The organism is Pseudomonas sp. NPDC089407, from assembly GCF_044900445.1.
Lineage (GTDB): Bacteria > Pseudomonadota > Gammaproteobacteria > Pseudomonadales > Pseudomonadaceae > Aquipseudomonas.
In genome coordinates this window covers 234,797-254,873 of record NZ_JBJDNB010000001.1, presented here as the reverse complement: position 1 = coordinate 254,873, position 20,077 = coordinate 234,797, and the positions used below count along the sequence as shown (strand labels likewise).

Here is a 20,077-nt window from a genome sequence, read left to right as displayed (position 1 = left end):
GCCTGAGACGTGTTGCGCTTTGCTCCGAAAAATAAGAATTTTTCGCTTTCTTGTAGGATGTTTCCCAAAGATACTATTGCCGCCTATTTTCCGTTGCGGGTGCCCTGTCAGGGCTCTAGTCTGGGCTTGTCGCTGCTCATCAGTGACACGGCTTTGACAGGCCGTAACGGTACATAGTTTTTCAGTTCGTCTCATGGCGGCTGTATGTGGGGCATGCTTGCATGCGCCGGAACTTGCTATGTCCGCCGGTCTGTCAACCCATGTACAGCTGCCACCCAACCTGTTTGACAGCAGGCGGGTGGTACCACTAAGAAAGGACATACGCAATGCTTAAAATGGTCCCCGATCCACCCCATACGCCCCATTCCCTCGAAGACACCATCGTCCAGTCCGCAGAATATGCCGTCTGCGCACTCGCCATTTCGCAACAGGTGTTGCTGCTACAGCCAAAATCGCCTGCCGCGATTCTGACGATGGCGGCAATACATGAACTCGAGTCTCTACGCTACCTGCTTGAGTCCGCATTGGTTCTGGTGAAAATGCCGAATCAGCCGCGAACGCCGCACTAAGCCTACAACCAGGTATTGCCTGGGTCGGGCTTGTCACTGGCACAGCTATCAGCCCAGGCGCTAGACGATCAGGGAGATGGACCCATGACGACTGACAAATCGAACGAAAAAACCACCGTAGGCAAGACCACCTTCTACCAGGGAGAGAACCAGACTCATCCGTTGTTTCGCATCGAGGCCGGCATACCTTGCAAGAGTGCGCGGGAGCAGTCTTCGGAATTGATGGGGTACGTGCGGGAACTGACGATTGTCGGGTTGATGGACGAGAAACCGATGATGATCTGGGCTGCGCATTACTTGGCCGCGCTTGCGAAAGCGCTGATGGATGATGCTGAGCTGGGATTGATGAGCTGATTTCATCGGTAGGGCCAGGGCAGCCCTTGTCCCTGGCCTGATCAAAAGCACGATCATGCGTGTGATGGTTTCGCTCGAGAATGATTGATTCATCACGCGAATGGCCGACGGTCGCTATCAGTTGGCGAGCGAAGTGAGCACGCGAGCGTCTGACAGCGAGGGTAAAGACTGTTCGGATCTCCGAAGAACATTTGAGCCATTCATATCAATCAACTGGTTATGAATGGAAAATTGGTTTTGTACCCCCAGATGTACCCCTTTTTACAGCAGCTACGAGTGGATTACAGTGGACGCACCGGGGGGGGGGGCGGGGCTGGCGCAGAACGTGCAATCTCTCACTCACTTGAGCAACTTATGCTTTGGGCTCGCCCCAGTCGCTACGCGTCGCAGCAGTCAGCGCATCCCAGTCATCAGGAGGGTTACCGCGGCCCAGCATCTTCTCGAATACCGCGTAGGGATCGGATTTGCTGCCTGCGGACCGTAGGGTATTTTCGTCGTTGACCCATGCATAGACGATGATCCTGGATTTTGAGTCGTAGCGAAAGAACAGCCGAAAGCGCCTGCCGATTTTTGCCCGCCGCCAATGTCGATAGGCGGTGCCCAGCGTGTTGCCTTGGCGGAACTCATCACGGCCCGGGTCGGCAGGCACAGCCTCCATGATCAGATGGCTCAATGCCCGAAACAGCTTGACGTTGGCGTTGCTCTCAAAACCATGCGGGTCGTTATGCTCGGCCCGGGCGGCGGCTTCTTGCAATTTGCGTAGCTGTAAAGTCACACCTTCATGGAACAACAGTGTCCAGCCATGTCGAAGCATCAGATCGCGACCTCTCCATCGATATCTTCGTCCAGGTTTACCGAGAGGTTTGCGTGGGCGAGCATGGCTTGCGCCAAGTCTTCCGGCAGAGTGGTGAGGTTGCGTCCGTTTCGGATATCAGCTTCCAGCAAACCCAGGAATGCACCGATGGCAGGGTCTTCGTGGGTGGTTTCTACGCGGCTGACCACGATTTCACCCCCGCGTACGTCGAATGCGATCTTGCCCCCAGTGTCAATGCCCAAAAGCTGGCGAACGGATTTGGGCAGTGTGACCTGCCCCTTTGAGGTTAGCGTTGCGATTTCGTGGATGGCAGGCATGTGTGTTCTCCCGGATGTATTGATTGAATGGTAAGGAAAAATCCTTACCGGATCAATCCTAGTTTTCTGCTGATCAAGCATAGGCGGGGAGGACGCTCAATAATGCCGCAAGATGAGTTACACCACTTCCAGGGACACCATCCTCCATGGTCTATTGAAGCCAGAAATGATCAGCTAAATAGCTTGCCCAACGAGAACTAAAGACTCTCAGGATCCCCGAAGAACATCTGTATCCTGGAACGCAACCAGCGCTCCGCCGGGTCATTGTCCTGCGCCCCGCGCCAAGCCATATGCAACTCGAAACTGCGCACCGGTATCGGCAGATCCTCAGCCCGCAACCCACCCGCTGCCGTCAGCGCATCTGCGGTGTAATCCGGCACCGTGGCAACAATATCGGTCCCCGCCAGCAAGCTCCCCAACCCGTTGAACTGCGGCACAGCCAGCACCACATGGCGCTTGCGGCCAATTTCTTCCAGCGCTTCGTCAATAAAGCCCGACAAGTCCCCGGCAAACGAAACCAGCGCATGCGGCCGCGCGCAGAAGTCGTCCAGGGTGATGCTGCCGGGCACGCTGTCGGCGCGCAGCAGTTTCGGCATGCTGCGGCGCAGGATCTTGCGTTTGGCGTTGGCCGGCAGGTCGCTCGTGTAGCTGACGCCCACCGAGATCTCGCCCGAGGCCAGCAGCGTTGGCATCAGCAGGTAGTTGACCCGTCGCACCACCAGCACGATACCAGGGGCCTCGGCGCGGATGCGCTTGAGCAATTGCGGCAGCAAGGCGAACTCGGCGTCGTCCGACAGGCCGATGCGGAACACCGCATTGCTGGTGGCCGGGTCGAATTCGGCAGCGCGGCTGACGGCAGTGGAAATCGAATCCAGCGCCGGCGACAGCAGGGCGAAAATCTCGTGGGCCCGGGCCGAAGGCTCCATGCTGCGGCCGGTACGGACGAACAGCGGGTCGTCGAACAGGTTGCGCAGGCGCGACAACGCCGCGCTGATGGCCGGTTGGCCGAGGAACAGTTTTTCTGCGGCACGGGTTACGCTGCGTTCGTGCATCAGCGTTTCGAACACGATCAGCAGGTTGAGGTCTACACGACGCAGGTCGTTTCGATTCATCGGTGCGCTTCGCCTAAAGTGGGGCAGGGGTGAATCTTAAGGCCAAAGGCTGTTACCCTGCACGGGTTTACAGGGACCAAATGCAGGGAAAGTCAGGTGCCCAATCGATGACAAACATGTCGACTATTAATGACCGCTGATGGTCTTACCGGCAAAGCCCGGATAAAGTCAGTGGTAATTAGAGGTTCACAAAGGCGAGGTATGCGATGTCCCGCATGATCCGTTTCCACAAGTTCGGCGCTGCCGATGTGCTCCGTTGCGAGGAGCAGGCCGAACCGTCACCCGCTGCCGACGAAGTGCAAATTCGCGTCGAGGCGGTTGGCGTCAGCTGGTATGACGTGCTCTGGCGCCAGAACCTGGCACCCTCCCAGGCGCGTCTGCCCGCGGGTATCGGCCATGAAATGGCCGGGGTGGTGACGGCAGTCGGTGAAGGCGTGGAAGACATTGCCGTAGGGGACCGGGTTGCCAGCTTCCCGGCCACCAGTGCCAATGATCACCCGGTATATGGCGATGTCATCGTGCTGCCGCGCACGGCCATAACCCGCTACCCCGCTGTGCTCACCCCGATCGAGGCCAGCGTGCACTACACGCCGCTGCTGATCGCTTATTTCGCTTATGTTGACCTGGCACGGGCGAAGGCTGGGCAGACTGCGCTGGTGACCGATGCCAGCCATTGTGCAGGGCCTGCATTCGTGCAGCTGGGCAAGGCGCTGGGGCTGAAAGTGTTTGCCGCCACCAAGGAGGCCGATCAGCGCGAATACCTGTTGAGCCTGGGCGCCGACAAGGTGATCGTCACCGAAGAGCAGGACCTGCTGCTGCAGGTTGGCAAGTACACCGATGGCCGTGGCGTGGACATGGTCCTTGACGGCATGGGCGGGCCACAGATGTCGCTGTTGGGTGATGTGCTGGCACCGCGTGGCAGCCTGGTGTTGTATGGGCTGCAAGGTGGCAACCAGACGCCGTTTCCGGCCTGTGCGGCGTTCCAGAAGAACATCCAGTTCTACGTGCATTGCATCGGCAACTTTACCGGCAAGCCAGAGCTTGGCATCAGCCAGGACCAGGTAGCGCTGCAGCGTGCCTTGCGCGACATCAATCAGTTCACTGCCGACCAGTTGCTGACACCGCAGATCATCAAGGTGTACCCGTTCGAGCAGGTGGTGGAAGCGCATCGTTACATGGATCAATGCCCATGTGGTGGGCGAGTGGTGTTGGACATGGCGCAACATTGACGGCTGACTGCATCATTGAAAAACCCGGGCTGAGTCCCGGGTTTTTTATGGGTGCTAGCAAATGATTGATTCGTGAAAAGTAGGAACTTGCCTACAATAAAAGGCGATACGGACTACATATAAATCTAAGGTTGATGGGTTATGGGAAACATTCCGCCAACTATTTGGGGTTGAATGCTTTTGGCGTGGGCGTCAATGTGTTTTTGCATCTTTGCTGAATGGTTTTTTTACCCGTATCTGTATCTTCAATTCGATTCACATCACTCGATAATGGCCCAATGATAGTTTGCGCAAGGAGCGTGGAATGAGTATGGCTATGTCCGAGTCAGGGCGCTGCAGGGGCGGGTACTTCTCCATGGCTTGGCGACAGAGATGAATTACGTCATGACTTGCATTTAGTTGTAGGAAATTTCTTCTGGAAATGCATGGCGCATATCGAGCTTGAAGTGTTTGCTTCGCTGTGCGTTGGCTGCATGAAGTGTGTGAGGTGATTCGTGACGGTTATTCACGACCAGGCAATGCAGTATATCTACCGGCAAGTGCTCGAACGTTTGCTGAGCCATATGTCCCAGGCACAGCGCGCCTCCCTGCAGTTACTGATACAACGGTTGCTGGTTGCAGCAGGCGGGCCCGAATACATAGGCACTTTTCGCTTGCAGGTATTGCAAGGCAGCGATCGCCAGAGTACCCGCCTGCTGGCAATGCTGCGTGCCGCGCAACTCAGTATCGCCATGCGTGCGCCGGTTACCTTTCAGTTGCGCGTCTTGGTGGTCAGCCTGCCGGTAGCGGGTAGCGCCACGCTGGAAGGTCATGAGCTCAGTTTCAGCGCCCTGTTCCTGCAGGATGACCCGCGGGTGCAATTGCAGATGATCGAGGGGCGCGAAGTGGTGCCGTTCAGTTGTCGGCGCTCGGTGACGTCCGAGCGCTGGTTGGCGACCCGGGACGCCATGCTGATGTTCGGCCACCAGATCGATGCCCGGCCCGAGTCGCTGTTGGGTAGCCGCCTGCACCTGGAACTGGCGGCGGCTGTAAGCGCTCCGCTGCAGGGGCAGGCGTGTGCCGATGCATGGGTCACCGCGATACCTGGGTTGCAGAGGCGCCGTTATCTGGCGTGGGCCCGGCGTAGCCAGCGTCTGGCCGGTGAGCGTGGCCCTTACGCGGCGCACCATTGCCTGGCAACACTGGCCCACGGCCTCGCCCGCTTGCACGGTGCTGTCGGGGTGGCACGCGATAGCCTGGCGGAGCATGCAACGGGCACGGCGCCGAGGGATGTACATGTGCGGCTGATTGCGATTGATGACCTGCTACCACCTTTGCTGGAGGGGCAGCAGCTTGATGCCATGCTGGGTTGGCGTTTCAAAGCCGACGATGAAACTGGCTGGCCATTGTCGGCGTTTGTCGACCCGCTGGCCGCGGCCCAGCTGCAGGAACTGCGCGCGCGCAGCCTGGAGCCGCATGCCACCCGCCCGGCGCTGTGCCTGGTGGGCGCTGGCAAGCAGCGCGAGGTACCCACACTGCACTTGGGCAAAGCTTATGGCATCAGCCAGACACAATTGGTGTGCCTGCTATTCAAGCCATTTGCCAGGCAGGGGAAAAACCTCGAACGCTTCCTGCGCTGTCGGCATGCCGACATGCTGGTGGCGTTGCCTTACCTGCACAGGGCCATGCAAGGTAAACCCTGCCCTGATGCAGTAAAAGCCTGGCTAGTGAACACCAGTGGCCTGTCACTGGGGCAACTGCGGGCGATTTATGGCGGTAAGTTGCCGCTATCTGCATGGCGCCTGCTGAGTGCCTTGGCTCGTCGCGATGCCCACCTGCGGTTGTTGCCGAGGCAGGCGAACGGGCGGCGATATGGGCCGGCGAGGCGGCCATGATGGGGCGAGCGGCAGCTGGCGAGTTCGCTTATCGGCGGGTCTACCGCTACCTGGAGGCGTTGATTGACCAGGCAGCAGAGGGTGGCCCATGCCGGTTACCGTCATTGCGCATGTTGTCCCGGCGGCTGCGGGTGTCACTGGCGACAGTACAGAGTGCCTATAGCCTGCTGGAGGAGGAGGGGCGCGTACACTGCCTGCCGCGGTCGGGCTATTTCATCCAGGCGGCTGACGAGCAGCAGGCCATGGTCATGCCTCGGCAGCCTCCCTTGCCAGCACAGCCATTACTGGAGCGCGCTCTGCTAACCCACGAACGGCGTCTGGCCCGCCAGCGAGAGCGCAGTGCTGCGCCTTGGGATGTGCTGGGCAGCGCCCGTCTGCGCCATGCGGTGGCGGAGCGCTACACCCGTTGTTCCAGCCAATATTGGCGTGCCGAGGACGTGCAGTTGGCGCCGGATGTGCCGGCGTTGCTGGAAACGCTGCTTGCGGCGCTGGCCATGCAAGGGGGGACGGTGCTGGTGCAGTCGCCTTGTTGCTGGCAAATACTGCGCGCCTTGACACGGGCCGGCATGCGGGTACTGGAGGTGCCACTGGATACCCGTGGCAACCCGGATCTGCATGCCTTGGCCAGGCTGCTGGGGAGCGAGCCAGTACGCCTGCTGGTGATGCCTTCCTGCCTTGGCATGCCGCAGGGGCGACTGGTTACCATGCATTACCAGCAGCAGCTTGGCCTGCTGCTTGGCCAACACCCCGTCTGGCTACTGGAAAATGACCTGGATACCGAGCTTTGCTACAGCGGGCCACCCAGCACACGCTTGCGCGACTGGGTCGACCCGCACCGGCTGTTGGTGGTGGGGGCGTTCGAGGCAGCGGTGGGTGCCGAGGCGCCGTATGCTTATCTATTGAGCCTTGATACCGTGTTGGCCAAGGCGTTCGCCGAGCGTGCGTTCCGGCTTGCGCCACTGCGGCTGCTGGCGCTGGCGCACCTGCTGGGGAAGGGTGATATCGAGGCGCAACTGGTGGCACTGCGCAGCAACCTGCAACAGCGCACGCATAGCCTGTCGCGTGCGCTGGCGTCGCAGTTCGGTCAGCGGGTGGTTGTGGAAATGCCACAAGGCGGGCGCATGCTGTGGGTGCGCTTTCAGCAGCCGCTGGCATGGGATGCCATTGTCGCGGCATTGGCCGGGACTGCGTTGCATGCGGTACCGGGCGAGCAGTTCAGCCTGCAGAGGCGTTACCAGCAGTATCTGGCGCTGGTTTGGCTGGGCGATCAGCCAGGCGACCTGCAGCAGGTGGTGGGGCGTTTGGCGCAAGCGTTGGAGCCGCGTTGTGGGCGGCGCCCGCTGAAATCCAGGCCTATGTGAGAAGGGCCCGTATGGGGTGACAGGTGTTCGCCACAACCCTTTCAGCGTCTATGAGATCTAGCGCCGCCCACGCGGCGCTTCGCGGCACAAGGCCCCCACAATGACCAACGCGAGCCTCTGCATTTTGCGTAAGCCAGTCGAATCGAACTGACCCACGGCTCTTGTCAGGCACATGGGTCTGTATGTATAACCAGTGCCTATTCCCGCAATCTGACCTCAACCCGTGATCGCCCATTCCGTCGACGACCCGTTCTACTACCTGCACAACTTCCGCCAGGTACTGCTATGGGTCGAACAGCGCTACGCAGACCTGCTCGACGAGCATGAGCTGGCCTTCATTCACACCTTCAGCCAACTGCAGGCGCCAGCCCAGGCGTTGCTGGTGCGCATGGTCATGCGCAAAGGTGAGCTGTTTCGCAGTGACCGGCTGGACTACGCCGAAATAGGCGACACCGCGCTGGCCCTGCAACCGTTGCGGGCGCTCGGCTGGGTGCGCGAACCTGAGCAACTGGCACTGGAACAGCTGTTCGCCTTGCTGCGCAAGGACGAACTGGCCCGCTGCTTCACCGCGCAACTGAGCCGCCCGCGCGCCACCAAGCATGACCTGTTGGCCCAGCTGCAACCCTTGCAGCTGGCCGCCCGCTCTCTGGCCGACTGGTTCCCCGACAGTGAGGTGCGCATCTTCCAGTGGTGCCTGCAACCGCTGTGCGACCGCATGCGCCTGCTGTTCTTCGGCAACCTGTACCAGGACTGGTCAGACTTCGTTCTCGCCGACTTGGGCCTGCTGCGTTACGAACAGGTGCCGTTCAGCCCCGATTCACGTGCCTTGCAGCAACGCGCCGATCTCGACCTGGCCATGGCCCTGCACTATTGCACCGAGCGGCTGGAGCAGGGCGACGATCCTGAGTCGATCCTTGCCGTGATGCACAGCCTGCACAGTGACAACCCTTGGCTGGCCCGGCGCCGTGCGCGCCTGCAATTCGCACTGGGCCAGCAATGCGAGCGCCTGGGTGACTGGGACCAGGCCATGGCCGTGTACGCACAGTGCAACCATGCCCAGGCACGTATCCGCCAGGTGCGGGTACTGGAGCGCAGCGAACAGTGGCCCCAGGCCCACGCACTGGCGTTGCAGCTGGCCGAAGCGCCGGCCAATGCGCTGGAGGTGCAGGCACTGGAGCGCATGCTGCCGCGCCTGGCGCGCAAGCTTGGCGGCCCGCCACAGCGGCGCCGGCGTGCCGCGCCGCTGGAGCTGATCGAGTTGGAATTGCCCCGCGAGCAGGCCGCGCTGGGGGTGGAGGAGGCGGTGCGTCAGCACCTGGCACATGAAGGCGGCCAGGCGCATTACGTGGAGAACACCCTGTTCAACAGCCTGTTTGGTCTGCTGTGCTGGGAGGCGATTTTCGCGCCGGTGCCAGGTGCGTTCTTCAACCCGTTCCAGGCCGCGCCACAGGACCTGCACGACAGCGACTTCCTGCTAAGGCGCAGTGCGCTGTTCGAGCAGTGCCTCGGGCGGCTGGACGATGGCAGCCACCGCCAGGCGATTCTCGACTGCTACGCGGCCAAGCTGGGCCTGCAGTCGCCATTCGTGTTCTGGGCCATGCTCAGTGAAGAACTGCTGACCCAAGCCTTGGCCTGTCTGCCGGCCGCCCAGCTGAAACAGTGCTTCCTGCGCCTGTTGCAGGACATTCGCAGCAACCGTACGGGCATGCCCGACCTGATTCAGTTCTGGCCCGAGCAGGGGCGCTATCGCATGGTCGAGGTCAAGGGACCGGGTGATCGCCTGCAGGACAACCAACTGCGCTGGCTGCAATTCTGCCGCGAACACGGCCTGCCAGTCGCGGTGTGCCATGTGCGCTGGAGCGAAACGCCTTGAGCTACAGCGTGGCGGTACGGGCCTTGTGCGAGTTCAGCGCCAAGGTCGGCGACCTGGACCTGCGCTTCACGCCATCGCCCACCGCCCAGGAGGGTATCGAAGGGCATCAGCGGGTGGTGGCTCGGCGAGCGGCGGGCTACGAGTCCGAAATCACCCTCGAAGGCCAGTTCGAAACCCTGCGGGTGCGCGGCCGCGCTGATGGTTACGACCCCGCCGGCAACCGGCTGGAAGAGATCAAGACCCACCGCGGCGACCTGGCGCGGCAGCCGGCCAATCACCGTCAGTTGCACTGGGCGCAGGCCAAGGTCTATAGCTGGCTGATGTGCCAGGCTCGCCAACTGCCGGCCATCGAGGTCGCGCTGGTGTACCTGGATGTCGATAGCGATAGCCAGACCTTGTTCAGTGAGCACTGCACTGCGGTTGAATTGCAGCGCTTCTTTGAAGTCCAGTGCCAGCGCTTTCTGGGGTGGGCGCAGTTTCAGCAAGGCCGTTTGGCCGAGCGCGACCACGGCCTGCAAGCGCTGAGCTTTCCTTACCCGCAGTTCCGGCAGGGCCAGCGGCAATTGGCCGAAACCCTGTACAAGGCGGTAAGCACTGGCCGTTGCCTGATGGCCCAGGCCAGCACCGGCATTGGCAAGACACTCGGTACCTTGTTCCCGTTGCTCAAAGCCATGGTGCCGCAGCAACTGGACAAAGTGTACTTTCTCACGGCCAAGACCCCAGGCCGGGCGCTCGCCCTTGATGCCGTACGCCAGATCACCGATGCCACGCCGCAGCCCGCCTTGCGCACGCTGGAGCTGATCGCCCGCGACAAGGCCTGCGAGTACCCGGACAAAGCCTGCCATGGCGAGTCCTGCCCGTTGGCCGCTGGCTTCTACGACCGATTGCCGGCTGCGCGCGAAGCCGCGGCAGCAGTGCCGTTGCTCGACCGCGCCAACCTGCGCGATGTGGCCCTGGCCCACCAGGTATGCCCGTACTACCTGGGCCAGGAAATGGCGCGCTGGGCCGACGTGGTGGTCGCCGACTACAACTACTACTTCGACGCCCATGCCTTGCTGTTCGGCCTGGCCCAACTCAACCAGTGGCGCGTTGCGGTGCTGGTGGACGAAGCCCATAACCTGGTCGAGCGGGGGCGCGGCATGTACAGCGCCAGCCTCGACCAGGGCCAGTTGCTGGCTCTGCGCCAGAGCAAACCGCAGGGGCTTGTCAGCGCACTGGACCGCCTGAACCGGCAGTGGAACGCCCTGTACAAGGAACAACGGGCGCCGTACCAGGCCAGTGAATCGCTGCCCGAAGGCCTGCTGCGTGCGTTGCAGCAGTGCATCGGGCTGATTCAGGAACAGATGAACCAGTCACCCGCGCACATCGACCCGCAGGTGCTGCAGTTCTTCTATCAGGCCTTGCAGTTCAGCCGGGTCGCCGAGCTGTTCGACGAGCATTTCCTGTTCGATATCAGCCAGCGCCAAGGCCCACGCAATCGGCGGCTGGCCACGTTGTGCCTGCGCAATGTCACCCCGGCGCGGCTGCTGGCGCCGCGCATGCGGGCGGCGCGCAGTGTGACGCTGTTTTCCGCCACGCTGAGCCCGCCGCATTTCTACCGCGACCTGCTGGGCATGCCGGCCGATACTGCCTGGCTGGAAGTGGCCGCGCCGTTTCGTGCGGAGCAACTGGAGGTGCGCATTGCCAGCCAGGTGTCCACGCGGTACCAGCAGCGCCAGGCTTCGCTGGCGCCGATTGTCGAGCTGATTGCCAGGCAGTACCAACAGATGCCGGGCAACTACCTGGCGTTCTTCAGCAGCTTCGAATACCTGCAGCAGGTGGCCGGGTTACTGGCCGAGCGGTATGCACAGATACCGCTGTGGGCGCAGGCACCCGGCATGGACGAGGCCGCCCGGCAGGCGTTTCTGGATCGCTTCGTTGCTGATGGCCGAGGTGTCGGTTTTGCTGTGTTGGGCGGTGCATTCGGCGAAGGCGTGGATTTGCCGGGTACCCGGTTGATCGGTGCCTTCGTTGCCACCCTCGGGCTGCCCCAGGTCAACCCGGTCAACGAGCAATTCAAGCAGCGCTTGGGGCGGCAGTTTGGCGCAGGGTTCGATTACGCCTACCTCTACCCGGGGGTGCGCAAGGTGATCCAGGCAGCGGGCCGGGTGATCCGGGGGGACCAGGACCGCGGCGTGTTGGTGCTGATCGATGAACGCTTTGCCGAGCCACGGGTGCAGCAGATGTTCCCAGGGTGGTGGCCAGCGGCCGAGCACTGCCCCTGACCGGTACGCGGCCCTTTGTAGGAGCGGCCTTGTGTCGCGAAAGGGCCGCGTAGCGGCCCCAGTATCTTCGCGCAAATGCATGAATTGCCGGGGCCGCTCTGCGGCCCTTTCGCGACACAAGGCCGCTCCTACAAGGGGCCGTGTCAACCTGTCAGCTGCAAGCCGTTACCCAGGCATGCCATCCGCCCGTGGCCGCAGCAGAATCGGCAGGTAATGGCGCAAAAACAGCAACAACGCCAGGCTCCAGCACAACGCTGAAAGGCTCACCCCCAGCGGTGTGAACAGCGGCAGGATCACCCGCGCCACGCTCGCTAGTGTGTGTGGTGAATCGCCCAGCCCCTTGGCAAAGGCCAGTGGCACCGCCACGCTGAGCAGCAAGCATGCCCGGTCCAGCAGGCCAGGGATACCGCTCCAGTTCTGCACGGCGGTCAGCAGGAAACCGGCGATGATGGCGGCGGCAAAGCCGAAGAGCATCTCATGACGGTGCCAGGCCAGCATACCGCCGGCCGGTGTCGGGGCCAGCGCGCCGGCCAGCAGCCCGGCCCAGAGCAGCAAGGCGAGCAGCGCAAACAGGCTGCCGCCCAAAAAGAACGGACGAAAACCCAGGCCCCAGACAGCCTGGCATGGACGTGAAGCGACGGGTTGCACAAGCATGGGCAGTCCTTGGTTCGTTCAGAGGGCGTCAATTGGGTTAAGATCACGATTCGTGCCAATTGCAAAGCCCTTGAATATCAAGGTGATGGCACTTCTCCGGGTCTGAATGACATGCGCACCCTGTGGTCATTCAGACTTGCTTGTATGTCGTTTTAACTTGCTTCAGGGTTGGCCCGCTGCGCTGCCGGCCGACGCTTCGCTACAGGATTCACGCTTTGTCCGACCTCTCGAAAAACCCGCTGCTGCAGTACATGGCCCGCCTGGCCCCATCCAGCCAGCAAACCATGCGCTACATCCTTCAGGACGCCGCCGACCGGCTGGGTTTTGTCGACTGCAATATCGTCGACGTGCCTTGGCATCGGCTCGAGCCCGGCCACGTGATCGCCCTGGTGGCGGCCCTGCGTGCCGACGGCTACGCACCCAATAGCTCATCGCTATACGTCAACGCCATCCGCGGGGTGATGAACGAGGCCTGGCGCCAGGGCCTGATCGACCATGAGCAGCTGCTGCGCATTCGCGAGGTCAAGCCGGCCACTGGCAGCCGACTGCCGCCCGGGCGCAACCTGCGGCGCAGCCTGATTCGCGAGTTGATGGACGTGTGCGCGGCCGACCCACGCCCACAAGGCGTGCGCGACGCGGCGATCATTGCCTTGCTGTATGGCACAGGCATGCGCAAGTCGGAGTCGGTCGACATCAACCTTGAGCAGGTCGATTTCCAAGCCCGCAGCCTGCAGGTGGTGGGCAAGGGCAACCACCAACTGGTCAAGTACGCGCCCCCTTGGGCATTCGAAAAGTTGCAAGCATGGCTCGACCTGCGCCGCCAGGACTTGCCGGCCGGCGCCGAGGACGACCCGTTCCTGTTCAACCGCATCCGCCGCGGCAGCCACATCACCCGGGCGCGCATCACCAAGCATGCGATCTACTACATTGCCCGCCAGCGCGGTGCGCAGGTGGGAGTGAAAATCATGCCGCACGACTTCCGCCGGGCCTTTATCACCCGGGTGATCGAAGAGCATGACCTGTCGATTGCGCAGAAACTGGCACACCACGCCAACATCCAGACCACGGCCATCTACGACCGGCGCGACGACAACGAGCGCCGCCGGGCGGTGGACCGTTTCGACTACTGACCTTCGTCAATTCTGGGGCTGCTGCCGCAGCCCATCGCCGGCAAGCCAGCTCCCACACCGACCGCGTCGCATCCAAGCCATGTGCATGGCTCGGTTTTGAAACAATGCTCGATCCCTGTGGGAGCTGGCTTGCCGGCGATGGGGCGCACAGCGGCCCTTTGCATGCTCACTGTCCGGCACCGATACAGGGCCAAACCACGCCCCTGCTTTGTGCGCCATCCCCTCGTATGCTCGATGCCAGAGCGGCCGCGATAAAAGTTTCATCTGCCTTCACCTGCGGAGTTGGCCCGCAACCTGCTATATCCAGCCTGCGAATTTGATCGAGTGGTCAGGCCGCGCGCGCTGACAGGCGCCCGTGGTGGACCCTCTAAACGGCCAGCAGGCCACGGATTTCAGGGGCCGCAGGATGTCGCTCGCGGAGCAGATCGAACAACCACAAGACGCTGCAGGCTGGAGCGCCCACCTGCAGTTGCGCTTTGTCCGGCGTGAGGGTGTGACCCGCCTTGGTGCGTGGAAACATTTCGGACCTCTTTTGGTGCAACGGCCGTTCTACCCGGAAGGTGCACCTTGCCATGTCTATGTGCTGCACCCGCCGGGCGGCATCGTCGCGGGCGATCGCCTGGACCTGGACATTCAGCTGGAGCCCGGCAGCCACGCGCTGCTGACCATGCCGGGTGCCAGCAAGTTCTACCGCAGCATCGGCCCGACCGCGCGGCTGGCCCAGCGCTTTCAGCTGGCTGCCGGCAGCACCCTGGAGTGGCTGCCACAGGACAGCATCTTCTTTTCCGGCGCCCGCGCCAGCCTCGCCAGCCGCTTCACCCTTGAACCCGGTGCCCGCCTGCTGGCCTGGGAAACCCTGTGCCTGGGTCGTCCGGTGATGGACGAGCGTTTCGACCACGGCGCCCTCGACAACGTTTTGCACATCGAGCTACCTGGCGAGGTTGGCCTGCACGAGCGCCTGCGTATCGAAGGCGGGCAGCTGGCCAAGCTCGGCGGCCACCCGCTGCTCGCCACCTTCTGCGCCGCACCGGCCGACCAGGCCGTGCTGGAGCAGGTGCGCCCGCTGCTCGACGAACTGGGCAACCCGGCCGGCGCGACCCTGCTCGGCTCGTTGCTGGTGATTCGCCTGCTTGATCATGACAACCAACACCTGCAACACACCCTGCAACGCCTGTGGCATGTGCTGCGCCCGGCCATTCTTGGCCTGCCAGCCTGCCCGCCGCGTATCTGGGCCACCTGAGAGAGCGCCATGGAGCTGACCCCGAGAGAGAAAGACAAACTGCTGCTGTTCACCGCTGCACTGCTGGCGGAGCGGCGCCTGGCCCGTGGCCTGAAGCTCAACTACCCGGAGGCCGTGGCGTTGATCAGTGCCGCCGTGCTGGAAGGCGCCCGTGATGGGCGCACCGTGGCGGAACTGATGAGCCTGGGGCGCGAGGTGCTGAGCCGTGAGCAGGTGATGCCCGGCATCGCCGAAATGCTGCACGACGTGCAGGTGGAAGCGACCTTCCCGGATGGCACCAAGCTGGTGACCGTGCATGACCCCATCGTCTGAAACCGCCAAGGAGCGCCGCATGATCCCAGGTGAAATCCAGGTCGCCGCAGGCGACATCGAGCTGAACAGTGGCCGGGCAACGGTCAGCGTCAGCGTGGCCAACCACGGCGACCGGCCGGTGCAGGTCGGCTCGCACTACCATTTTTACGAAGTCAACGAGGCGCTGGTGTTCGAGCGCGCGCCGACCCTGGGCTTTCGCCTGGACATCCCGGCCGGTACCGCCGTGCGTTTCGAACCGGGCCAGGCGCGCACCGTGCAACTGGTGGCCTACGCCGGCAAGCGTGAAGTCTACGGCTTTCAGGGCAAGGTGATGGGCGCGCTGGAGGGCAGGTCATGAGCCGTATTTCCCGCCAGGCCTACGCCGACATGTTCGGCCCCACAGTGGGCGACCGCGTGCGCCTGGCCGACACGGCGTTGTGGGTCGAAGTAGAAAAGGACTTTACGGTCTATGGCGAAGAAGTGAAGTTTGGCGGCGGCAAGGTTATCCGCGATGGCATGGGGCAGGGCCAGATGCTGGCCGCCCAGGCCATGGACCTGGTGCTGACCAATGCCCTGATCATCGACCATTGGGGCATCGTCAAGGCCGATATTGGCATCAAGCACGGGCGCATCGCCGTGATCGGCAAGGCCGGCAACCCCGATGTGCAACCGGGCGTCAACGTGCCGGTCGGGCCGGGCACCGAAGTGATCGCGGCCGAAGGCAAAATCGTCACCGCTGGCGGTGTCGACTCGCATATTCACTTCATCTGCCCACAGCAGGTGGACGAGGCGCTGAACAGCGGCGTCACCACCTTCATCGGCGGCGGCACCGGCCCGGCCACCGGCACCAACGCCACCACCTGCACGCCCGGGCCCTGGTACCTGGCGCGCATGCTGCAGGCCGCCGACAGCCTGCCGATCAACATCGGTTTGCTAGGCAAGGGCAATGCCTCGCGCCCTGAAGCATTGCGCGAGCAGATCGCCGCGGGCGCGGTCGGCCTCAAGCTGCATGAAGACTGGGGTTCGACGCCCGCAGCCATTGACTGCTGCCTGGGCGTGGCCGAAGAAATGGACATCCAGGTGGCGATCCACACCGACACCCTCAACGAGTCGGGCTGCATCGAAGACACCCTGGCAGCGATCGGCGATCGCACCATCCATACCTTCCATACCGAAGGGGCCGGTGGTGGCCATGCGCCAGACATCATCCGTGCGGCAGGGCAGGCCAACGTGCTGCCGTCCTCGACCAACCCGACCCTGCCGTACACCATCAACACCGTGGACGAGCACCTGGACATGCTCATGGTCTGTCACCACCTGGACCCGAGCATCGCCGAGGACGTGGCTTTTGCCGAGTCGCGCATCCGTCGCGAAACCATCGCCGCCGAGGACATCCTCCATGACATGGGCGCGTTTGCCATGACCTCGTCCGACTCCCAGGCCATGGGCCGGGTGGGCGAAGTGGTGCTGCGCACCTGGCAGGTGGCGCACCAGATGAAGCTGCGCCGCGGGCCGCTGGCGCCGGATACCCATTACAGCGATAACTTTCGGGTCAAGCGCTACATCGCCAAGTACACCATCAACCCGGCACTCACTCATGGTATCGGTCACGAAGTGGGGTCGGTCGAGGTCGGCAAGCTGGCTGATCTGGTGCTGTGGTCCCCCGCGTTCTTTGCGGTCAAACCGGCCCTGGTGCTCAAGGGCGGGATGATCGTCACCGCGCCGATGGGCGACATCAACGGCTCCATCCCCACGCCGCAACCGGTGCATTACCGGCCGATGTTCGGCGCGCTGGGGGCCGCGCGGCATGCCACGCGCATGACCTTCCTGCCGCAGGCGGCCATGGCCCGTGGCCTGGCCGAGGAGCTGAACCTGCGCAGCCTGATCGGTGTGGTCAACGGCTGCCGTCGGGTACGCAAGCCGGACATGGTCCACAACACCCTGCAGCCGCTGATCGAGGTCGATGCGCAAACCTACCAGGTGCGCGCCGATGGCGAGTTGCTGGTGTGCGAGCCGGCCACCGAGCTACCGCTGGCTCAGCGCTATTTTCTGTTCTGAAGGAGCACCGATGATTGTCTTGACCCGCCGTATTACCGAACCCGGCACGCATGCTGTCAGCGGCACCGTCACCCTCGACGTCGACAGCCGAATCAAAAGCCGCCTGCGGGTTACCCTGGACGATGGCCGCGAAGCCGGGGTGATGCTGGAGCGTGGCCACCTGCTGCGCGGTGGCGAACTGTTGGCCGATGCCGATGGCAGCCAGTTGATTCGTGTGCTGGCAGCGCCCGAGGCGGTGTCCACGGTGCGCTGCGCCGACCCGCACTTGCTGGCCCGTGCGGCTTACCACCTGGGCAACCGCCATGTACCGCTGCAGATCGAGCCCGGCCTGCTGCGTTTTCAGCACGACCATGTGCTGGACGACATGCTGCGTGGCCTGGGCTTGACGGTGGAGGCCGAGCACGCCCCGTTCGAACCTGAAGCGGGCGCTTATCAGAGCGCGCCGCATGGCCACGGCCACAGCCATGCCCATGGCCACGATCACCGCTTCGTGCGCCTGCCTGCCCATTCCTGAACTGCCCTGGAGCAACCGATGAAAAAGACTTTCGCCCTGTTTCTGCTGATGCTGGCACTGCCGGCTTTCGCCCACCCTGGCCATGACAGCAACCCTTTGCAGGACGGCCTGCTGCACCCGCTGACCGGGCTTGATCACCTGCTGATGCTGCTTGGCACCGGCGTGCTGGCCGCGCTGACCCGGCGCAACCTGACGTTGCCGCTGGCGACCTTGGCGGCGATGTTCGGTGGTGCGGTGTGTGGCCATCTGTTCGGTGACGTGCTGGGCATGGAAACGCTGATCGCCGTGTCGCTGCTGGTGGCTGCTGGCGCGGTGCTGCTGCCGAGCCGCCAGTTGCTGCTGGCCATGGCCATGCCGGTGTTCGCCCTGTTCCACGGCTGGGCCCATGGCGTGGAAGCCACGCCAAGCGCGTTCTGGCAGTTCAGTGCCGGCTTTGTCGCGGTCAGTGGCCTGCTGCTGGCGGCCGGCTTCGCGGTCGGTTGCCTGTTGCGCCGCCACAGTGGTTTGCAGAAAGCCTTCGGCGGCGGCCTGCTGGCCGGCGCTGCGCTGGTGCTGGCAGGCTGATGAACAGCGACCTCGCGTTGCTGCGCCTGCTGCAGTTGGCCAGCCCTGGCTTGCCGGTGGGCGGCTTTACCTATTCGCAAGGCCTGGAGTGGGCGGTCGAGGCGGGCTGGGTGGTGGGCGTGGAGGGCTTTGCTGCCTGGCAGCGTGAGCAGCTTCACGACACCCTGGGCTGCGTTGACTGGCCGGTGCTGGCGCGCCTGTACCACGCCTGCCAGGCCGAGGATGCCGAAGCGTTCGGCCAGTGGAGCCGCTTCTTGCTGGCCAACCGCGAAACTGCCGAGCTACGCCTGGAAGAACAGCAGCGTGGCGCGGCGTTGGCGCGGCTGCTCGACGGTTGGCAACTGGGCCAGGCTCCGGCCTGGCGCGCCGGCCTTGAGCTGACGCAGCTGGGCGGCATGGCCTGGCTGGCCGCGCACTGGGCCATCCCGCTGCGCCAGTTGGCCTTGGGCCATGGTTTTGCCTGGCTGGAAGGCGCGGTTATGGCCGGGGTCAAGCTGGTGCCGTTCGGCCAGCAGGCTGCCCAGACCTTGCTGCGCGACCTCGGTGCCGATTTGCCCGCTGCCCTCGACCACGCCCTGGCCCTGGGCGATGACCAGCTTGGCGGCGGCCTGCCGTTGCTGGCCATTGCCTCATCGCGTCACGAAACCCAATACACCCGTTTGTTCCGTTCCTGAGGACTGCCTGCATGCAAAGCTATCAACAACCCCTGCGCGTCGGTGTCGGCGGCCCGGTCGGGTCTGGCAAGACCGCACTGCTGGAAGCGCTGTGCAAAGCCATGCGCGATCACTACCAGATCGCCGTGGTTACCAACGACATCTACACCAAGGAAGACCAGCGCATCCTCACCGAGGCCGGCGCCCTGGAGCCCGAGCGCATCGTCGGCGTAGAAACCGGCGGCTGCCCGCACACGGCCATTCGTGAAGACGCCTCGATGAACCTGGCGGCGGTCGAAGCCCTGGCGCGCAAGTTCGGTAACCTGGAAGTGATTTTCGTCGAGAGCGGCGGTGACAACCTCAGCGCCACCTTCAGCCCGGAACTGGCCGACCTGACCATCTACGTGATCGACGTGGCCGAAGGCGAGAAGATCCCGCGCAAGGGCGGGCCTGGCATTACCAAGTCGGACTTCCTGGTCATCAACAAGACCGACCTGGCGCCGTATGTAGGTGCTTCGCTGGAGGTAATGGAGCGCGACACCCAGCGCATGCGCCCGCAGCGGCCATGGACGTTCAGCAACCTGAAGAAAGGCGAGGGGCTGCAGGCGGTGATCGACTTCATCGTCGAGCGCGGGATGTTGGGTGTGCGCGCCTGACTTATTGCGGTCCCTGTGGGAGATCGCTCAGTTCTGCTGGCTGCGCTGTCTCGCAGGGAACAGTGGCAATTGTGGGAGCGGGCTTGTCCCGCGAAGCAGGCAACGCGGTGTCTGGCACCGGCTTTGCCGGTGTTCGCGGGACAAGCCCGCTCCCACAAGTTATTGCCAACTCAATAACATAGAGTTTGTTCTTTGAGAGCGGGCGTGCCCGCGAAGTCGGCGATTCGGTGCTTGGCGCCGGCTGAGCCGGTGTTTGCGGACATGCCTTGAGTCAGTTAAGCAATTTGGGGCTGACAGGTGCTTGCCTTGAGATGTTGGGTGTTTGTGAAATCGAGCGCCGCCCGCGCGGCGCTTCGCGGCGCAAGGCCGCTCCCACATCTGTTTCGGGCCAATTATGCCTGTGCCTTTGGCGCGCGCACCCTTGGTGCATGGCTGGAGATTGATGAAGACCAGTGGCGCAGCCGATATCGAATGGAACAAACAAAGCGTGCGCAGGTGGTCTCTCAGAAGAAACTGGCCCGAAACAAATGTGGGAGCGGCCTTGCGCCGC

Annotated in this window: 20 protein-coding genes; 16 read left to right on the top strand and 4 right to left on the bottom strand. The window is 63.1% G+C overall.

What is annotated here, in order from left to right; translation table 11 throughout:
* Positions 1-326 precede the first annotated feature (326 nt).
* Together ACI2KG_RS01370 and ACI2KG_RS01365 are read left to right on the top strand one after the other, a co-directional pair.
* The gene (locus tag ACI2KG_RS01370) at positions 327-569 is read left to right on the top strand and encodes a hypothetical protein (RefSeq protein ID WP_400616190.1); all 243 of its coding nucleotides are present in this window, start codon (positions 327-329) and stop codon (positions 567-569) included.
* Positions 570-653: 84 nt separating this feature from the next.
* The gene (locus ACI2KG_RS01365) at positions 654-923 is read left to right on the top strand and encodes a DUF3077 domain-containing protein (protein WP_404660488.1); all 270 of its coding nucleotides are present in this window, start codon (positions 654-656) and stop codon (positions 921-923) included.
* A 352-nt stretch (positions 924-1,275) separates the two neighbouring features.
* On the opposite strand, the gene ACI2KG_RS01360 is transcribed toward ACI2KG_RS01365, so the two are convergent.
* From ACI2KG_RS01360 to ACI2KG_RS01350, 3 genes are all read right to left on the bottom strand, one after another.
* Positions 1,276-1,737, bottom strand: a complete 462-nt coding sequence (locus tag ACI2KG_RS01360; protein WP_404660487.1) for a type II toxin-antitoxin system YhaV family toxin — start codon at positions 1,735-1,737, stop codon at positions 1,276-1,278.
* Positions 1,737-2,054 (bottom strand): type II toxin-antitoxin system PrlF family antitoxin, encoded by a 318-nt coding sequence (locus tag ACI2KG_RS01355; protein ID WP_404660486.1) that lies wholly within the window; start codon positions 2,052-2,054, stop codon positions 1,737-1,739. The genes ACI2KG_RS01360 and ACI2KG_RS01355 overlap by 1 nt, the downstream gene beginning before the upstream one ends.
* 197 nt (positions 2,055-2,251) lie before the next feature.
* On the bottom strand, positions 2,252-3,166 hold the full coding sequence (locus ACI2KG_RS01350; RefSeq protein WP_400616180.1) for a LysR family transcriptional regulator: 915 nt from the start codon (positions 3,164-3,166) through the stop codon (positions 2,252-2,254).
* A 206-nt stretch (positions 3,167-3,372) separates the two neighbouring features.
* Here ACI2KG_RS01350 and ACI2KG_RS01345 point away from each other — a divergent pair, with 206 nt between their 5' ends.
* From ACI2KG_RS01345 to ACI2KG_RS01325, 5 genes are all read left to right on the top strand, one after another.
* Positions 3,373-4,395: a zinc-dependent alcohol dehydrogenase family protein gene (locus ACI2KG_RS01345; RefSeq protein WP_404660485.1), complete on the top strand. Its 1,023-nt coding sequence runs from the start codon at positions 3,373-3,375 to the stop codon at positions 4,393-4,395.
* Positions 4,396-4,889: 494 nt separating this feature from the next.
* Entirely contained in the window at positions 4,890-6,269 is a 1,380-nt protein-coding gene (locus ACI2KG_RS01340; RefSeq protein WP_404660484.1) for a hypothetical protein, read from the top strand.
* Complete coding sequence (locus tag ACI2KG_RS01335; RefSeq protein WP_404660602.1) at positions 6,269-7,630, top strand: GntR family transcriptional regulator; 1,362 nt, start codon at positions 6,269-6,271, stop codon at positions 7,628-7,630. Before ACI2KG_RS01340 ends, ACI2KG_RS01335 begins: the two co-directional genes overlap by 1 nt.
* A 223-nt stretch (positions 7,631-7,853) precedes the next feature.
* Entirely contained in the window at positions 7,854-9,503 is a 1,650-nt protein-coding gene (locus ACI2KG_RS01330) for a VRR-NUC domain-containing protein (protein ID WP_404660483.1), read from the top strand.
* Positions 9,500-11,767 (top strand): ATP-dependent DNA helicase, encoded by a 2,268-nt coding sequence (locus tag ACI2KG_RS01325; protein WP_404660482.1) that lies wholly within the window; start codon positions 9,500-9,502, stop codon positions 11,765-11,767. Before ACI2KG_RS01330 ends, ACI2KG_RS01325 begins: the two co-directional genes overlap by 4 nt.
* Positions 11,768-11,932: 165 nt before the next feature.
* Here ACI2KG_RS01325 and ACI2KG_RS01320 read toward each other — a convergent pair whose 3' ends face one another.
* Positions 11,933-12,421, bottom strand: a complete 489-nt coding sequence (locus ACI2KG_RS01320) for an NnrS family protein (protein WP_404660481.1) — start codon at positions 12,419-12,421, stop codon at positions 11,933-11,935.
* A 215-nt stretch (positions 12,422-12,636) separates the two neighbouring features.
* Here ACI2KG_RS01320 and xerC point away from each other — a divergent pair, with 215 nt between their 5' ends.
* The 9 genes from xerC to ureG all read left to right on the top strand — a co-directional run bounded on the left by xerC (position 12,637) and on the right by ureG (position 19,527).
* Positions 12,637-13,551, top strand: a complete 915-nt coding sequence (gene xerC, locus ACI2KG_RS01315) for a tyrosine recombinase XerC (RefSeq protein ID WP_404660479.1) — start codon at positions 12,637-12,639, stop codon at positions 13,549-13,551.
* 406 nt (positions 13,552-13,957) lie between these two features.
* Positions 13,958-14,791, top strand: a complete 834-nt coding sequence (locus ACI2KG_RS01310) for an urease accessory protein UreD (protein WP_404660478.1) — start codon at positions 13,958-13,960, stop codon at positions 14,789-14,791.
* 9 nt (positions 14,792-14,800) lie between these two features.
* A complete protein-coding gene (locus tag ACI2KG_RS01305; protein WP_003256923.1) occupies positions 14,801-15,103 on the top strand; it encodes an urease subunit gamma in 303 nt (100 codons plus the stop codon).
* A 19-nt stretch (positions 15,104-15,122) separates the two neighbouring features.
* A complete protein-coding gene (locus ACI2KG_RS01300) occupies positions 15,123-15,440 on the top strand; it encodes an urease subunit beta (RefSeq protein ID WP_400616440.1) in 318 nt (105 codons plus the stop codon).
* Positions 15,437-17,140 (top strand): urease subunit alpha, encoded by a 1,704-nt coding sequence (gene ureC / locus ACI2KG_RS01295; protein ID WP_404660477.1) that lies wholly within the window; start codon positions 15,437-15,439, stop codon positions 17,138-17,140. Before ACI2KG_RS01300 ends, ureC begins: the two co-directional genes overlap by 4 nt.
* Positions 17,141-17,150: 10 nt before the next feature.
* A complete protein-coding gene (gene ureE, locus ACI2KG_RS01290) occupies positions 17,151-17,654 on the top strand; it encodes an urease accessory protein UreE (RefSeq protein ID WP_404660476.1) in 504 nt (167 codons plus the stop codon).
* 18 nt (positions 17,655-17,672) lie between these two features.
* Positions 17,673-18,218 (top strand): HupE/UreJ family protein, encoded by a 546-nt coding sequence (locus ACI2KG_RS01285; RefSeq protein ID WP_064493089.1) that lies wholly within the window; start codon positions 17,673-17,675, stop codon positions 18,216-18,218.
* A complete protein-coding gene (locus ACI2KG_RS01280; protein WP_404660475.1) occupies positions 18,218-18,892 on the top strand; it encodes an urease accessory protein UreF in 675 nt (224 codons plus the stop codon). The genes ACI2KG_RS01285 and ACI2KG_RS01280 overlap by 1 nt, the downstream gene beginning before the upstream one ends.
* An 11-nt stretch (positions 18,893-18,903) precedes the next feature.
* Positions 18,904-19,527, top strand: a complete 624-nt coding sequence (gene ureG, locus ACI2KG_RS01275; RefSeq protein ID WP_003253923.1) for an urease accessory protein UreG — start codon at positions 18,904-18,906, stop codon at positions 19,525-19,527.
* The last annotated feature ends 550 nt before the right edge of the window (positions 19,528-20,077 follow it).